Raw genomic sequence first — 14,614 nt, forward strand, 5'->3', positions numbered from 1 at the left:
CGGCTCTTTTTTTTGAGCGCGCTCCGGCTTTTGTCTGTTGGTAAGCAATGAGATAAAAAACAAAGAGGTTACGCTTTCCGGATGGCGGAAAAGTAAAAGGAAGGATAAACGGGTCAGAGGCATAAAACAAAGCCCCGCCGAAGCGGGGCTTGTCTGCGCTTTCAACCTGGCCGAAGCCAGGTTTGCGGCATCCGAAACGATAAACGTTTCTTGCAGGCGACTTATTTGCTGCCTGGGATGCTGAAACGCTTGTTGAAGCGGTCAACACGACCACCGCTTGCAACATCACGCTGCTTACCGGTGTAGAACGGGTGGCATTTGCCGCACACGTCCAGGTTCAGGTCGTGACCCACGGTTGAGCGGGTTTTGATTTCGTTACCGCAAGAACATTTAGCAGTAACTTCAGCGTAATTTGGGTGAATACCTTTTTTCATGGGAAAACCTCAGTTAAGGCCGTGTCGCTCTCCCGCGCCAGGATTAGCCTGCGCCGGCACCACACGAAGATTAATAGTTCAGGTGTTTTGATACCAAAATGCCGTATCAACGGCGGCGAACTATACAGAAAATAACCGCTCGCTGCAATCGAATCCGCACATTCAGGAAGACACAGTGTACACTATCTCGCTCACAATTTCATCCGGATAAACTCATGCCCGTTGTTCAGGTCGCTTTGCCCGTTCCGCTTGCCCGCAACTTTGACTATTTGCTGCCCGCGCATCTTACTGTGGTAGCAGGCGCGCGCGTCAGCGTGCCTTTTGGCAAGCGTAAGGCGATTGGCGTAGTGACCGGTATTACCGATACCAGCGACTTTCCTGTTGAGCAGCTGAAAGCCGTACATGAGGTACTGGACAACGAATCGATTTATCCGCCCTCGCTGTGGCGTATCCTGCTGTGGGCCGCCGATTATTATCATTACCCGTTAGGCGAAGTGCTGTTCCATGCCATGCCCGTATTGCTGCGCCAGGGTAAACCCGCGCAGGAGGCGCCGCTCTGGCAATGGTTTATTACCGAAGCGGGACGTGAAGCGGCCCCGGAAAGCCTGAAGCGCGCGCCAAAACAGCAGCAGGCGCTGGCTGCGCTACGCCAGCGCAATCTTTATCGGCACGAAATTGGCCAGCACGATATTACCGACGCCACGTTACAGGCTCTGCGCGCCAAAGGCCTGTGCGATCTACAGACGCAGCAGCGTGCGCCGCAGGACTGGCGCACGGATTATGCCGTCAAAGGCGAGCGGCTAAAGCTGAATACCGAGCAGGCGACGGCGGTGGGTGCTATTCGTGCCGAAGATGACCATTTCGCGGCCTGGCTGCTGGCGGGCATCACCGGTTCCGGCAAAACCGAGGTTTACCTCAGCGTGCTGGAAAACGTGCTTGCCAGCGGCAAGCAGGCGCTGGTGCTGGTACCGGAAATCGGCTTAACACCGCAAACTATCGCCCGTTTCCGCGAGCGTTTTAACGCGCCCGTCGACGTTTTACACTCTGCGCTAAACGACAGCGAGCGTCTGGCAGTCTGGCTGCGAGCGCGTCAGGGTGAAACGGCCATCATTATCGGCACACGTTCCGCCCTGTTTACCCCCTTTGCCGATCTGGGCGTTATCATCATTGATGAAGAGCACGACAGCTCCTATAAACAGCACGAAGGCTGGCGTTATCAGGCGCGTGATTTAGCCGTTTTCCGCGCGCGCCAGGAAGATATTCCGATTGTTATGGGAACCGCCACGCCAGCGCTGGAAACGCTGCACAATGTGCAGATGGGCAAATATCGTCAGCTCAACCTGAACAAGCGGGCCGGTAACGCCCGTCAGGCTACGCAGCAGCTGATCGATCTGAAAGGCGTTAAGCTTCAGGGCGGCCTTTCACCGATGCTGATAAAAAAAATCAGTGAACATCTGAAAGCGGACAATCAGGTGCTGCTGTTTTTGAATCGCCGTGGCTTTTCGCCAGCGATGCTCTGCCATGAATGCGGCTGGATTGCCGAATGCCAGCGCTGCGACCGCTACTACACGCTGCATCAGCATCATCGCCAGCTGCGCTGCCATCACTGCGACAGCCAGCGCCCTGTGCCTTATCAATGTCCCCAGTGCGGTTCCACGCATCTGGTGCCGGTTGGCCTGGGCACGGAGCAGCTGGAGCAAAACCTGGGCGAGCTGTTTCCCGACGTGCCGCTTTCCAGAATCGATCGCGATACCACCAGCCGTAAAGGCGCGCTTGAGCAGCATCTGGCTGACGTGCATCGCGGCGGCGCAAGAATTCTGGTGGGAACGCAAATGCTGGCCAAAGGCCACCACTTTCCCGACGTTACGCTGGTTTCACTGCTGGACGTGGATGGTGCGCTGTTTTCCGCTGATTTCCGCTCCGCCGAACGTTTCGCCCAGCTGTATACCCAGGTTGCCGGACGCGCTGGTCGTGCCGGAAAACAGGGGGAAGTCATGCTGCAAACGCATCATCCTGAACATCCGCTACTGCAAACACTGCTGCATCAGGGCTACGACGCTTTTGCTCAGCAGGCATTGAGCGAGCGTAAAACCGTGTTTCTCCCGCCCTTCACCAGTCATGCGCTGTTCCGCTCCGAAGACCATGACAACCAGCAGTCGGCGCTCTTTTTGCAGCAGCTGCGCAATCTGCTGGAAGCCAGCCCGCTCAGGGACGAAGCCTTCTGGGTAATGGGACCTGTTCCGGCGCTGCAGCCAAAACGCGGTGGACGCTATCGCTGGCAGTTACTGTTACAGCATCCTTCGCGGGCGCTGTTACAGAGGCTGATTAAGGCCACGCTGCCGCTGATCGGCACGCTTCCGCAGTCACGCAAAGTCAAATGGACGCTGGATGTCGATCCCACCGAAGGCTAAATAATTTTGCTTTTTTCGCTTTCATGTTGCGAGATGGATCGAAAAAAGTCGCACAAGTCACAATTTTTATGCAAATTAAGTAACGCCTTTGATTAGTATTGGTTAATTGTGCGGTACTGGTCGGCCATAACGCTGACAGAATTCCCTTTATTCCGGCGAGATCCGGACACTCAGCAGAGCGGGACGAGGAGAACAGCGTTGGAGCAAAAGCCTGAAGCCATGGGCGCGACCATGAAAGACGTGGCGGAAAAAGCGGGCGTGTCGACGGCGACGGTTTCCCGCGCCCTGGCGAATCCGGAAAAGGTTTCTGTCGCCACGCGTCAAAAAGTTGAAGCGGCCGTGGTTGCCGTTGGCTACTCTCCTCACGTCATCACCCGCAACGCTAAACGTAGCGAATCCCGTACGATCCTGGTGATCGTACCGGACATCTGCGATCCTTTTTTCAGTGAAATTATTCGTGGCGTCGAGCACGTTGCGGCCGAAAACGATTATCTGGTGCTGATTGGCGACTGCGCGCACCAGAATCGTCAGGAAAACGCTTTTCTTAACCTGGTCATGACTCGCCAGATCGACGGCATGGTACTGCTGGGTTCGCAGGTGCCTTTTGACACCGGGCTGGAAGAACAACGCAACCTGCCGCCGATGGTGATGGCAAATGAGTTCGCGCCCGAGCTGGAGCTGCCAACCGTACACATCGACAACCTGACGGCGGCCTTTGAGGCGGTAAGCCATCTGCTGAAGCTGGGTCACAGCCGCATTGCCTGTATTGCAGGCCCGCAGGATATGCCGCTGTGCCAGTACCGCTTACAGGGTTACATTCAGGCGCTGCGGCGCAACGGCATTGCGCTGGATCCGCGCTATATTGTGCGCGGCGACTTTACTTTTGATGCAGGCAGTCAGGCTTTAAAACAGCTGATGGCGCTGCCGGAACCGCCGGAAGCCCTGTTCTGCCACAGCGATATCATGGCGCTGGGCGCGATGGCCCAGGCCAAAATCATGGGCATGAATATCCCGAAAGACCTTTCTTTAATCGGCTTTGATGATATTGAACTGTCGCGCTATAGCGATCCTCAGCTGACCACCATTGCTCAGCCGAGATTCAATATTGGTCGGGAAGCGATGAATTTACTGCTGGAGCAGCTTCAGGGCCGCACGGTCAACGGCGGTTCGCGGCTGCTGGACTTTGAGATCAAGATCCGCGGCAGCACTGCGCCATCGCTGCATGAACGTATCTGAATCCTGAAACCCTCTGCCAGGACAAGAAAGTGGAGATTCAGCAGATTCTTAATAGTATCCCTGCTGGTCAAACTTCCGGCCCTTGAGTAACATGGCGGGCTGACAGCCGGGCACGAGCGCGCAGGCCCGACCTCATCTTTCATTGATTATTAGCGGAACGATAGTGGCACAAAAAGATTACGTAGGCCGCGGGCGTTCGACAGGGACGCGTCGCAAAAAGAGCAACGGCCGCAGCAAGAAACGTGGCGGCGGCTCGGGTGTATCAAAGATAATGGTAGGTCTTGCCGTTGCGGTACTGGTGACGTTTGTCGGTGGGCTATGGTTTATTGCCCATCATAAAAAAGAGGAAGAAACGCCCGTTATTCCGGATCATAAAGCAGCCGGTAACGGCCTGCCGCCAAAGCCTGAAGAGCGCTGGCGCTATATTAAAGAGCTGGAAAACCGCCAGATCACCGTTCCCACGCCTGTCGAACCTTCCGCAGGCGGCGAAGTGCATTCCCCCACCCAGCTGACTGATGAACAGCGCCAGCTACTGGAGCAGATGCAGGCCGATATGCGCCAGCAGCCTACGCAGCTGAACGAGGTGCCGTGGAACGAGCAAACGCCTGCACAGCGTCAGCAAACGCTTCAGCGCCAGCAGCAGCAAACGCAGCTACAGCAGCAGTCGCGCCAGGCTCAGTCGCAGTATCAGCAGCCGCAAATCCAGACGCAGCCCGTGCAGCAACAGCAGGTACAACGCCAGCAGCAGATACAGCAACAGCAGGTGCAACGTCAGCAGCAGATGCAGCAACAGCAGGCGCAACGCCAGCAGCAGATGCAGCAACAGCAGGTACAACGTCAGCAGCAGGTGCAGCAGCAGCATATGTTGCCACAGCATACCCAGCAGCCGACCGTCGCGCACCAGCAGCCAAAAGCCGAGAAACCGGTAGAAAAAGAGAAGTCACAGCGCTGGATGGTGCAGTGTGGCTCGTTCAAAGGTACCGACCAGGCCGAGTCCGTGCGCGCCTCGCTGGCGTTTGAAGGCTTTGAAAGCAAAATCACCACCGGCGGCGGCTGGAACCGCGTTATCGTTGGTCCGTACAACAACCGGGCCAGCGCCGACAGCACGCTGAAGCGTCTGCGCGGCAACGGCCATTCAAATTGTATTCCTGTCTCCCTCGGGGGTTGAAACCTTTCAGTTTCCCCCCATATCTGAATGCATCATTGCCCCGCAGCGCGCCTGCGGGGAGATCTTTCGACTGCAACAAGGGGTCTGCCCGTGACAACAATTGTAAGTGTACGACGCAACGGCCAGGTAGTAATTGGCGGTGATGGCCAGGCTACTCTCGGCAACACCGTAATGAAAGGCAACGTCAAAAAAGTGCGTCGTCTTTATAATGACAAAGTCATTGCCGGTTTTGCCGGTGGAACCGCAGATGCCTTTACGCTGTTTGAGCTGTTTGAACGCAAGCTGGAGATGCACCAGGGTCATCTGGTGAAAGCGGCCGTTGAACTGGCAAAAGACTGGCGTACCGATCGCATGCTGCGCAAGCTGGAAGCGCTGTTAGCCGTGGCTGACGAAAACGCCTCGCTAATTATTACCGGTAACGGCGACGTTATTCAGCCGGAAAATGACCTGATCGCTATTGGTTCTGGCGGCCCTTACGCGCAGGCAGCCGCCCGTGCGCTGCTGGAAAACACCGAGATTGGTGCGCGCGACATCGTAGAAAAAGCGCTGGGTATTGCAGGCGATATCTGCATCTATACCAACCACAATCTCACCATCGAAGAATTATCGTCTAAAGCGTAAGGACCCTGATTATGTCTGAAATGACCCCGCGCGAAATCGTCAGCGAACTGGACAGATTTATTATTGGCCAGGATGGCGCCAAGCGCGCTGTTGCCATTGCCCTGCGTAACCGCTGGCGCCGTATGCAGCTTGACGAAGAGCTGCGTCACGAAGTTACGCCAAAAAACATTCTGATGATCGGCCCAACCGGCGTCGGTAAAACAGAAATTGCCCGTCGCCTGGCGAAACTGGCCAACGCGCCTTTTATCAAGGTTGAAGCGACCAAGTTCACCGAAGTGGGCTATGTAGGTAAAGAAGTCGATTCAATTATTCGCGATCTGACCGATTCCGCCATCAAGATGGTGCGTTCACAGGCAATCGAAAAGAATCGCTACCGCGCCGAAGAGATGGCGGAAGAGCGCATCCTTGACGTCCTGATCCCACCAGCCAAAAACAACTGGGGACAGGCGGAAGCGCCAGCCGAGCCGTCTGCGGCACGCCAGTCTTTCCGCAAAAAACTGCGTGAAGGCCAGCTGGACGACAAAGAGATTGAAATCGACCTGGCCGCTTCGTCAATGGGCGTCGAGATCATGGCGCCTCCGGGCATGGAAGAGATGACCAGCCAGCTGCAGTCGATGTTCCAGAACATCGGCGGACAGAAGCAAAAACCGCGCAAGCTGCCAATCAAAGAAGCGATGAAGCTGCTGGTGGAAGAAGAAGCCGCCAAGCTGGTTAATCCGGAAGAGCTGAAGCAGGAAGCGATCGATGCGGTTGAGCAGCACGGCATCGTCTTTATCGATGAGATTGATAAAGTCTGTAAGCGCGGCGAAAGCTCCGGCCCGGACGTTTCCCGCGAAGGCGTACAGCGCGACCTGCTGCCGCTGGTGGAAGGCTGCACCGTTTCGACCAAGCACGGTATGGTTAAAACTGACCATATCCTGTTTATCGCTTCCGGCGCGTTCCAGGTTGCCAGCCCGTCAGATCTGATCCCGGAACTGCAGGGACGTCTGCCTATCCGCGTTGAGCTGCAAGCGCTGACCACGCACGATTTCGAGCGCATTCTGACCGAACCAAGCGCTTCCGTTACCGTCCAGTATAAAGCCCTGATGAAAACCGAAGGCGTGGACATTAACTTTACGGAAGATGGCATCAGCCGCATCGCCGCTGCCGCCTGGCAGGTTAACGAAACGGCTGAAAACATCGGCGCGCGCCGCCTGCATACCGTGCTGGAGCGTCTGATGGAAGATATCTCCTATGACGCCAGCGATCTTAACGGCGAATCGATCACTATCGATGCCGATTACGTTGGTAAGCATCTGGACGAGCTGGTAGCAGATGAAGATCTCAGCCGCTTCATTCTGTAATTCTTAGCACGGCGCTTAAACAAAACGCTGAAAACCCCAATTCGTGTTGGGGTTTTCTTTTTTCTACCCCGCTATTTTCCGCTTTTACTGACGCCATTCCGCGACATAAATCCTCCTGTCCTTAACATCCTTGATATGGATTAACTCTTGCGCAACCCGCGCCCGGTAAACTGGCCGCTCTCTGCCGTTTTCCTCTTGTTTAAGCAAAGGCTGTAGCCTGATGACCGACAACCTCTCTGTACTACCGGCATTTTCTTCCTTGCGCGCCTGGCTGGAAAGCCTGCGCCTGCGCACGCTTCCGCTGGCCTGCGCATCGGTGATAACCGGTTCAGCGCTGGCCTGGTGGCAGGGCCATTTCGATCTGATGATTGCGCTGCTGGCGCTGTTGACCACGGCGCTGCTGCAAATTCTCTCTAACCTGGCCAACGATTACGGTGATGCGGTCAAAGGCAGCGATACGCCCGCCCGCATAGGGCCTTTACGCGGTATGCAGAAAGGCTTGATTGACAAAGGACAGATGCGTTTTGCGCTGGGTATTACCGTAGCGCTGACGCTGGTGGCGGGCGTGGCGCTGGTAGTGCGTTCGTGCGACAGCGTCAGCGATATGCTGGGTTTTCTGGCGCTTGGCGCACTGGCCATCGTGGCCGCTATTGCCTATACGGTGGGCAGGAAACCCTACGGTTATCTGGGCCTGGGCGATCTTTCCGTGCTGCTCTTTTTTGGCTGGCTGGGCGTGCTGGGCAGCTGTTACCTGCAGACGCACAGCCTGCATATGCTGTTTTTCCTGCCGGCAACTGGCTGCGGCTTGCTGGCTGTTGCGGTCCTGAACGTTAACAACATGCGCGATATCGATAGCGACCGGCAAAACGGCAAGTTTACGGTGGCGGTACGGCTTGGCGCACATAACGCCCGTTACTACCACGCAATGCTGCTCGCCAGCGCGCTACTGTGCTTTGCGCTTTTTGCCCGGCTGGCCTTGCTGAGCGCAACGGGCTGGCTGTTTATGCTTGGCGTTCCCCTGCTGTTTGGTCAGGCCCGCTTTGCCATCAGGCATCTTTCCGCCGTGGCGATGCGGCCAATGCTGGAAAAAACGGTCAAGGCGGCGCTGCTGATAAACCTGCTTTTCGCGGTTGGTCTGATCGTGGGTTAATCATGATGTGCTTGACCCACCGCAACTTTTAGCAACTGATGATTTTGCCAACAACCGCCAGAAAGCGATATACTCAACATCCCTGTGGCAAACAGATGAACCCTTATGAAATACGATACTTCCGAACTCTGCGACATCTATCATGAAGATGTAAACGTGGTTGAACCGCTCTTCTCAAACTTTGGTGGCCGTACCTCGTTTGGCGGACAGATCACCACGGTGAAATGTTTCGAAGATAATGGGCTTCTGTATGATCTGCTGGAAGAAAACGGACGCGGACGCGTGCTGCTGGTAGACGGCGGCGGTTCCGTACGGCGTGCGCTGGTTGATGCGGCCCTGGCCAGAATCGCCTTACAAAACGAGTGGGAAGGCCTGGTGGTCTACGGCTCCGTGCGTCAGGTGGACGATCTGGAGGAGCTGGATATCGGCATTCAGGCTATTGCGGCGATTCCGGTTGGTGCTGCTGGTGAAGGCACGGGCGAAAGCGATGTGCGCGTCAATTTTGGCGGCGTTACCTTCTTCTCGGGCGACCATCTCTACGCCGATAACACAGGCATCATCCTTTCTGAAGATCCGCTGGATATCGAATAGCAAAAACGGGTGCTGGTAGGCACCCGTCTCTTTTACCGCCTGCTGTCAATCTGACTCAGACTTCTTCCATTTTTCCCAACAGCGCACGCAGACGCTCCTGCCAGACATGCTGCTCCTCTTTCAGGTGCTGGTTTTCACGCACCAGTGATTCGCTGTTGCCCGCAGCCTGTTGCACCTGATTATTCAGGTTAGCGTTCTGCTCTTTCAGCTCTTCGATTTCCATCTGCAGCAGGGTGATAGTATCAATCGCCTGCTGTACTTTAGATTCCAGTTTCTCAAACACTTCAAATGACATCGTAAATGACCTCTCCTAATCGCAAGGCGTTGATGTTGCTGACGCAGCGACTGCTGCGGAAAACAACGATGCTCCGATTGTAAGTAGAGCAGCTCGTCAAGTCCAGCAACGAACCCGCTACGGCATCACAAGAACCGTTTTTCAGTCTCGGCCTGGTGTTTTTAACATTCCTGGCCGGAAAATGTGAGCCTGTTGTTAATAAATGGCGATAAGAATAAGCAATCGGAAGGCGAAGCCGGGAAATAAAACGGCAAAAAAGACGCGAAAACGCTCATTTTTTTGAAGCAGCACACAACTTTTGATTTCGCTATTTCTCGTTTATGCTCGTTAACGATAAATTCACAACAACCCCACATAAGATTGGGGCGACTCAGGGAATGAGAAAAAAACGCTCTACACCATTTAACCTCGCCTTCAGGAAACAACATCATGAGCCAATCAACAAGCAGCCTTAAAGGGCAATGCATCGCCGAATTTCTTGGTGTCGGCACGATTATTTTCTTCGGTGCCGGCTGTGTGGCGGCGGCGAAGCTGGCAGGTGCGGTGCTGGGCCTGTGGGAAATCAGTATCATCTGGGGGATCGCTGTCGCCATGGCGGTCTACCTGAGCGCGGCCGTTTCCGGCGCGCATCTGAATCCGGCAGTTACCCTGGCGCTTTGCCTGTTCGCTAATTTTGAAGGCCGCAAGGTCGTGCCCTATATTCTGGCGCAGATTGCCGGGGCGTTCTGTTCTGCCGCGCTGGTTTATGCGCTCTATTACAATCTGTTCCTCGACTACGAGCAAGCGCATCATATGGTGCGTGGTAGCGTAGACAGCCTGGAGCTGGCGGGCATCTTCTCTACCTACCCTAACCCGCACATCAGCGTCGGCCAGGCGTTTCTGGTTGAAGCCGTTATCACCGCCGTGATGATGGGCCTGATTATGGCGCTGACCGATGACGGTAACGGCCTGCCGCGTGGACCAATGGCTCCGCTGCTGATCGGCTTACTGATCGCGATTATCGGCGGCGCAATGGGCCCGCTGACCGGCTTCGCCCTGAACCCTGCCCGTGATTTCGGACCCAAGCTGTTTGCGTGGCTGGCCGGATGGGGTAACGTCGCCTTTACTGGCGGCCGCGATATTCCTTATTTCCTCGTGCCAATCTTTGGCCCGATTGTTGGCGCCAGCTTTGGTGCATTCGGCTACCGCTCTCTGATCGCCCGTAACCTGCCTGGTGCAGTTGCGGTAAAGAAGGTGGAAAAGACGATAGCGCGTGCTGAGCAGCGTAAAGCGTAAGTGCTAACCCTTTACACATCAGGAAGGATTTATGACTACAGATAAAAAATATATTGTCGCGCTGGATCAGGGCACAACCAGTTCCCGTGCCGTCATTCTGGATCACGACTCCAACATCGTTGCGGTTTCTCAGCGCGAATTCCAGCAAATCTATCCTAAGGCTGGCTGGGTAGAACATGACCCGATGGATATCTGGGCATCGCAAAGCTCTACGCTGGTAGAAGTGCTGGCGCACGCCGATATTCGCTCGGATGAGATTGCCGCTATCGGTATTACCAACCAGCGTGAAACCGCCATCGTCTGGGATAAAGAGACCGGTAAACCTATCTACAACGCCATCGTCTGGCAGGATCCGCGTACCGCCGACTACTGTGCAAAACTGAAAAAAGAAGGGCTGGAAGAGTATATCCAGCACACCACTGGCCTGGTGATTAACCCCTACTTCTCCGGTACCAAGGTGAAATGGATCCTCGACCACGTTGACGGCGCGCGCGACCGTGCAAAACGCGGCGAGCTGCTGTTTGGTACGGTTGACTCCTGGCTGGTATGGAAAATGACGCAGGGACGGGTGCATATCACCGATTACACCAACGCCTCGCGTACCATGATGTTCAACATTCACAAGCTGGAATGGGATCAGCGCATGCTGGATATCCTGGACATCCCGCGCGAAATGCTGCCGGAAGTGAAATCTTCCTCTGAAATTTACGGCCAGACCAACATCGGCGGTAAGGGCGGTACCCGTATTCCTATCGCCGGTATTGCCGGTGACCAGCAGGCTGCGCTGTATGGCCAGCTGTGCGTGCAGCCCGGCATGGCGAAAAACACCTACGGCACCGGCTGCTTTATGCTGATGAACACGGGAACAGAAGCGGTTACTTCAACCAACGGTTTGCTGACCACCATCGCCTGCGGCCCGCGTGGCGAAGTAAACTATGCGCTGGAAGGCGCGGTGTTTATCGGCGGTGCTTCTATTCAGTGGCTGCGCGATGAGATGAAGCTGATTGGCGATGCTACCGACTCCGAATACTTCGCGACCAAGGTAAAAGACAGCAACGGCGTTTACATGGTGCCAGCCTTTACCGGTCTGGGCGCGCCTTACTGGGACCCGTATGCACGCGGCGCCATTTTTGGCCTGACGCGCGGTGCCAACGCCAACCACATTATTCGCGCTACGCTGGAATCTATCGCTTTCCAGACGCGTGACGTGCTGGAAGCAATGCAAATCGACGCCAATACCCGTCTGCAATCTCTGCGGGTTGATGGCGGCGCGGTGGCCAACAACTTCCTGATGCAGTTCCAGTCTGACATTCTGGGCGCGCGCGTAGAGCGACCGGAAGTGCTGGAAGTGACCGCACTGGGTTCCGCCTATCTGGCTGGCCTGGCCGTGGGCTTCTGGAAAGATCTGGATGAAGTTCGTGCCAAAGCGGTTATTGAACGCGAATTCCGTCCGGGCATCGAAACCTCCGAGCGTAACTACCGTTATGCAGGCTGGAAGAAAGCCGTTGCCCGCGCCCAGGCATGGGAAGATCACGAAGAGTAATCCCCTCGCCCGCGATCGCCTCAATCGCGGGCACTTTTTCTGCCCGCCATGATAGACTTTTCGCCTCATCACTTTCCCGAGGCCCATTATGAAACGAGAACTCGCCATTGAATTTTCACGCGTAACGGAAGCGGCGGCGCTGGCTGGCTATAAGTGGCTGGGACGCGGCGACAAAAACGCGGCTGACGGCGCAGCCGTACACGCTATGCGCATCATGCTGAACAAAGTGAATATCGACGGGCAAATTGTCATTGGCGAGGGAGAGATTGATGAAGCTCCCATGCTTTATATCGGTGAAAAGGTTGGCAGCGGCCAGGGCGACGCGGTGGATATTGCCGTCGACCCGATTGAAGGTACCCGCATGACCGCGATGGGCCAGGCCAACGCGCTGGCCGTGCTGGCCGTTGGCGATAAAGGTACATTTCTGAACGCGCCCGATATGTATATGGAAAAGCTGGTGGTTGGGCCGGGCGCAAAAGGCGTTATCGATCTGGCGCTGCCGCTGGCGGAAAACCTGCAGAGAGTGGCAAAGGCGCTGCAAAAACCGCTGTCGGAACTTACCGTTACCATTCTGGCCAAGCCGCGCCATGACGACGTCATTGCCGAACTTCAGCAGCTGGGCGTGCGCATTTTTGCTTTTCCAGACGGGGACGTGGCGGCTTCTATCCTGACCTGTATGCCAGACAGTGAAGTAGACGTGCTCTATGGTATTGGCGGCGCGCCTGAAGGCGTGGTTTCCGCAGCGGTGATCCGCGCGCTGGATGGCGACATGCATGGACGACTGCTGGCACGTCACGTAGTCAAAGGCGATACGCCAGACAACCGTGCGCTGGGCGAACAGGAGCTGAAGCGCTGTGCGGAAATGGGTATTGAAGCGGGCAAGGTGTTACGGCTTGATGAGATGGCGCGCAACGATAACGTCATTTTCTCCGCTACCGGCATTACCAGCGGCGATCTGCTGAAAGGCATTACGCGTCAGGGCAACGTTGCCACTACCGAAACGCTGCTGGTGCGCGGCAAGTCACGTACCATTCGCCGCATTCAATCTATTCACTATCTGGATCGCAAGGATGAGAGCCTGCATCCCTATATCCTGTAACATGCGAACGGGCTGTTTGGCCCGTTTACATGACTGAACAACGTAAAGCACGACCGGCATACGCATCCATGCCGGCCGGCTGATTCTGGCTATATCGCCTGAAGCTCAGGTCTTTTCGACAGCGGCAGCCAGCAAAGCAGGATCAGCAGCGCCATCGCGAACATCAGCATTCCCAGGCTAAACTGCCCGGTCTGCGGCAACAGCGCCGATAGCCAGGCCGCAAGGCCCGATCCCAGATTCTGCAAGCCGCCCAGCAGCGCGCCTGCGGTACCGGCCATATAGGGCCACGGCTCCATCGCGCCCGTGGTCGCCAGCGGAAACAACATGCCCGCGCCAAAGAAAAACAGTGCGGCAGGCACAACCAGCGTCCAGATGGTCATCACCCCGAACCAGGCCGGGATCCACATCAGCGCCCCGGCCAGCAGGCAGCTGTTGACCGACCACCACATCAGCTGCTGGAAAGGTTTATTGTCGCGACCGGCAAACCATGCGCCAAAAAACGCCGCTGGCACAGGCAGAATAAACAGCAGGCTGACCGTAATGCTGTTCAGCCCCAGTACGCCGCCCATCAGTACGCCACAGCTGGCCTCAAAAACGGCGATGCCGCCGAGCGCGCCCATCAGCATAATCAAATAGCGTACGAAGGTGCCGTCAGCCAGCAGCGGACGATAGCGCGAAAAAAATGCGCGCTTTTCCAGCGGTGCGGGACGCGTTTCCGGCAGCCAGCGCATCATGGCTACGCCCACCGACAGGCAGAGCAGCAGCAGAAAAATAAAGCAGGCGTGCCAGCCCAGCAGGTGGGTCAATACCGCACCCAGCACCGGCGCAATCAGCGGACTAACCAGAATACCCATATTCAGCAGGCTGTTAGCCTGACGCAGTTCGCCCCCGGCATAAAGGTCGCGCGGCATAGTACGCGCCATTACGCCCGCCACGCCGGTTCCTAATCCCTGAATGGCGCTGCCCAGTACCAGCAGATCAAAAGTCGGTGCGCCAAGCGCTACCAGCGAACCCACCATAAAAATAGCGAGTCCACCCAGGATCACCGGACGGCGGCCAATATTATCGGACAGCGGGCCGTACAACAGCTGCGAGCCGCCATAGGTCATCAGATAAGCCGCCATCACGCGCTGCACCACGCCATCACGCACGCCAAAATCCTGGGCGATAGTCGCCATAGCGGGAACATAAATGGTCTGCGCCATCTGCCCGACGGCCACCAGCGCGATCAGCATCACCAACAGATGCCCGTTTGCTATTTTCTTCATTTTTCCAGCACGGTTAACGGCCAATCCGCTATCAGAAAGCGCGATTCGCCAGAAGGGGGAGTGAATGGCGAGGAAAATATCAGGAATAGATGACAAAGCGAGAGGGCAAGCAAAAATCGCCAGCGGCTGAGTGTCAGTAAAAGCGTTCAGGCGCGTAAAGCAAACTGTACGTATAGCGTT

The 14,614-nt window shown here is 56.0% G+C and carries 13 protein-coding genes; 10 read left to right on the top strand and 3 right to left on the bottom strand.

Annotation, left to right across the window (positions count from 1 at the left end):
- Positions 1-221: 221 nt before the first annotated feature.
- Entirely contained in the window at positions 222-434 is a 213-nt protein-coding gene (gene rpmE, locus KUE00_RS19010) for a 50S ribosomal protein L31 (RefSeq protein WP_024966154.1), read from the bottom strand.
- 215 nt (positions 435-649) lie between these two features.
- On the opposite strand from rpmE, the gene priA reads away from it, so the two are divergent.
- The 7 genes from priA (at position 650) to rraA (ending at position 8,954) form a co-directional block, all read left to right on the top strand.
- Entirely contained in the window at positions 650-2,845 is a 2,196-nt protein-coding gene (gene priA, locus KUE00_RS19015; protein WP_246761559.1) for a primosomal protein N', read from the top strand.
- Between the two features lie 198 nt (positions 2,846-3,043).
- Positions 3,044-4,081: a DNA-binding transcriptional regulator CytR gene (gene cytR, locus KUE00_RS19020; protein WP_281434681.1), complete on the top strand. Its 1,038-nt coding sequence runs from the start codon at positions 3,044-3,046 to the stop codon at positions 4,079-4,081.
- Positions 4,082-4,244: 163 nt separating this feature from the next.
- A complete protein-coding gene (ftsN, locus tag KUE00_RS19025; protein ID WP_246761560.1) occupies positions 4,245-5,249 on the top strand; it encodes a cell division protein FtsN in 1,005 nt (334 codons plus the stop codon).
- A 90-nt stretch (positions 5,250-5,339) separates the two neighbouring features.
- Positions 5,340-5,870: an ATP-dependent protease subunit HslV gene (gene hslV, locus KUE00_RS19030; RefSeq protein WP_246761561.1), complete on the top strand. Its 531-nt coding sequence runs from the start codon at positions 5,340-5,342 to the stop codon at positions 5,868-5,870.
- An 11-nt stretch (positions 5,871-5,881) separates the two neighbouring features.
- A complete protein-coding gene (gene hslU / locus KUE00_RS19035; RefSeq protein WP_246761562.1) occupies positions 5,882-7,213 on the top strand; it encodes an ATP-dependent protease ATPase subunit HslU in 1,332 nt (443 codons plus the stop codon).
- A gap of 220 nt (positions 7,214-7,433) precedes the next feature.
- On the top strand, positions 7,434-8,363 hold the full coding sequence (locus tag KUE00_RS19040) for a 1,4-dihydroxy-2-naphthoate polyprenyltransferase (RefSeq protein ID WP_246761563.1): 930 nt from the start codon (positions 7,434-7,436) through the stop codon (positions 8,361-8,363).
- A gap of 105 nt (positions 8,364-8,468) precedes the next feature.
- Positions 8,469-8,954, top strand: coding sequence for a ribonuclease E activity regulator RraA (gene rraA, locus KUE00_RS19045; RefSeq protein WP_246761564.1), 486 nt, complete (start codon positions 8,469-8,471; stop codon positions 8,952-8,954).
- Positions 8,955-9,009: 55 nt separating this feature from the next.
- On the opposite strand, the gene zapB is transcribed toward rraA, so the two are convergent.
- Complete coding sequence (gene zapB, locus KUE00_RS19050; RefSeq protein WP_246761565.1) at positions 9,010-9,249, bottom strand: cell division protein ZapB; 240 nt, start codon at positions 9,247-9,249, stop codon at positions 9,010-9,012.
- Positions 9,250-9,678: 429 nt separating this feature from the next.
- Here zapB and KUE00_RS19055 point away from each other — a divergent pair, with 429 nt between their 5' ends.
- From KUE00_RS19055 to glpX, 3 genes are all read left to right on the top strand, one after another.
- Positions 9,679-10,524, top strand: coding sequence for an MIP/aquaporin family protein (locus tag KUE00_RS19055; RefSeq protein ID WP_246761566.1), 846 nt, complete (start codon positions 9,679-9,681; stop codon positions 10,522-10,524).
- A gap of 31 nt (positions 10,525-10,555) precedes the next feature.
- Positions 10,556-12,067 carry a glycerol kinase GlpK gene (gene glpK / locus KUE00_RS19060; protein ID WP_246761567.1) on the top strand — a complete coding sequence of 504 codons (1,512 nt, stop codon included), beginning with the start codon at positions 10,556-10,558 and terminating at the stop codon, positions 12,065-12,067.
- Positions 12,068-12,155: 88 nt separating this feature from the next.
- Positions 12,156-13,166, top strand: a complete 1,011-nt coding sequence (gene glpX, locus KUE00_RS19065; RefSeq protein ID WP_246761568.1) for a class II fructose-bisphosphatase — start codon at positions 12,156-12,158, stop codon at positions 13,164-13,166.
- A gap of 89 nt (positions 13,167-13,255) precedes the next feature.
- Here glpX and emrD read toward each other — a convergent pair whose 3' ends face one another.
- Positions 13,256-14,434 carry a multidrug efflux MFS transporter EmrD gene (gene emrD / locus KUE00_RS19070; protein WP_246761569.1) on the bottom strand — a complete coding sequence of 393 codons (1,179 nt, stop codon included), beginning with the start codon at positions 14,432-14,434 and terminating at the stop codon, positions 13,256-13,258.
- Positions 14,435-14,614: the final 180 nt, after the last annotated feature.

Source organism: Erwinia phyllosphaerae, assembly GCF_019132875.1.
GTDB classification, from domain to species: Bacteria; Pseudomonadota; Gammaproteobacteria; order Enterobacterales; family Enterobacteriaceae; genus Erwinia; species Erwinia phyllosphaerae.

Coding starts and splice junctions, on each gene's coding strand:
- emrD (WP_246761569.1), bottom strand. CDS start 14,434: ATGAAGAAAATAGCAAACGGGCATCTGTTGGTGATGCTGATCGCGCTG.
- KUE00_RS19055 (WP_246761566.1), top strand. CDS start 9,679: ATGAGCCAATCAACAAGCAGCCTTAAAGGGCAATGCATCGCCGAATTT.
- glpK (WP_246761567.1), top strand. CDS start 10,556: ATGACTACAGATAAAAAATATATTGTCGCGCTGGATCAGGGCACAACC.
- rpmE (WP_024966154.1), bottom strand. CDS start 434: ATGAAAAAAGGTATTCACCCAAATTACGCTGAAGTTACTGCTAAATGT.
- KUE00_RS19040 (WP_246761563.1), top strand. CDS start 7,434: ATGACCGACAACCTCTCTGTACTACCGGCATTTTCTTCCTTGCGCGCC.
- rraA (WP_246761564.1), top strand. CDS start 8,469: ATGAAATACGATACTTCCGAACTCTGCGACATCTATCATGAAGATGTA.
- glpX (WP_246761568.1), top strand. CDS start 12,156: ATGAAACGAGAACTCGCCATTGAATTTTCACGCGTAACGGAAGCGGCG.
- zapB (WP_246761565.1), bottom strand. CDS start 9,249: ATGTCATTTGAAGTGTTTGAGAAACTGGAATCTAAAGTACAGCAGGCG.
- priA (WP_246761559.1), top strand. CDS start 650: ATGCCCGTTGTTCAGGTCGCTTTGCCCGTTCCGCTTGCCCGCAACTTT.
- hslU (WP_246761562.1), top strand. CDS start 5,882: ATGTCTGAAATGACCCCGCGCGAAATCGTCAGCGAACTGGACAGATTT.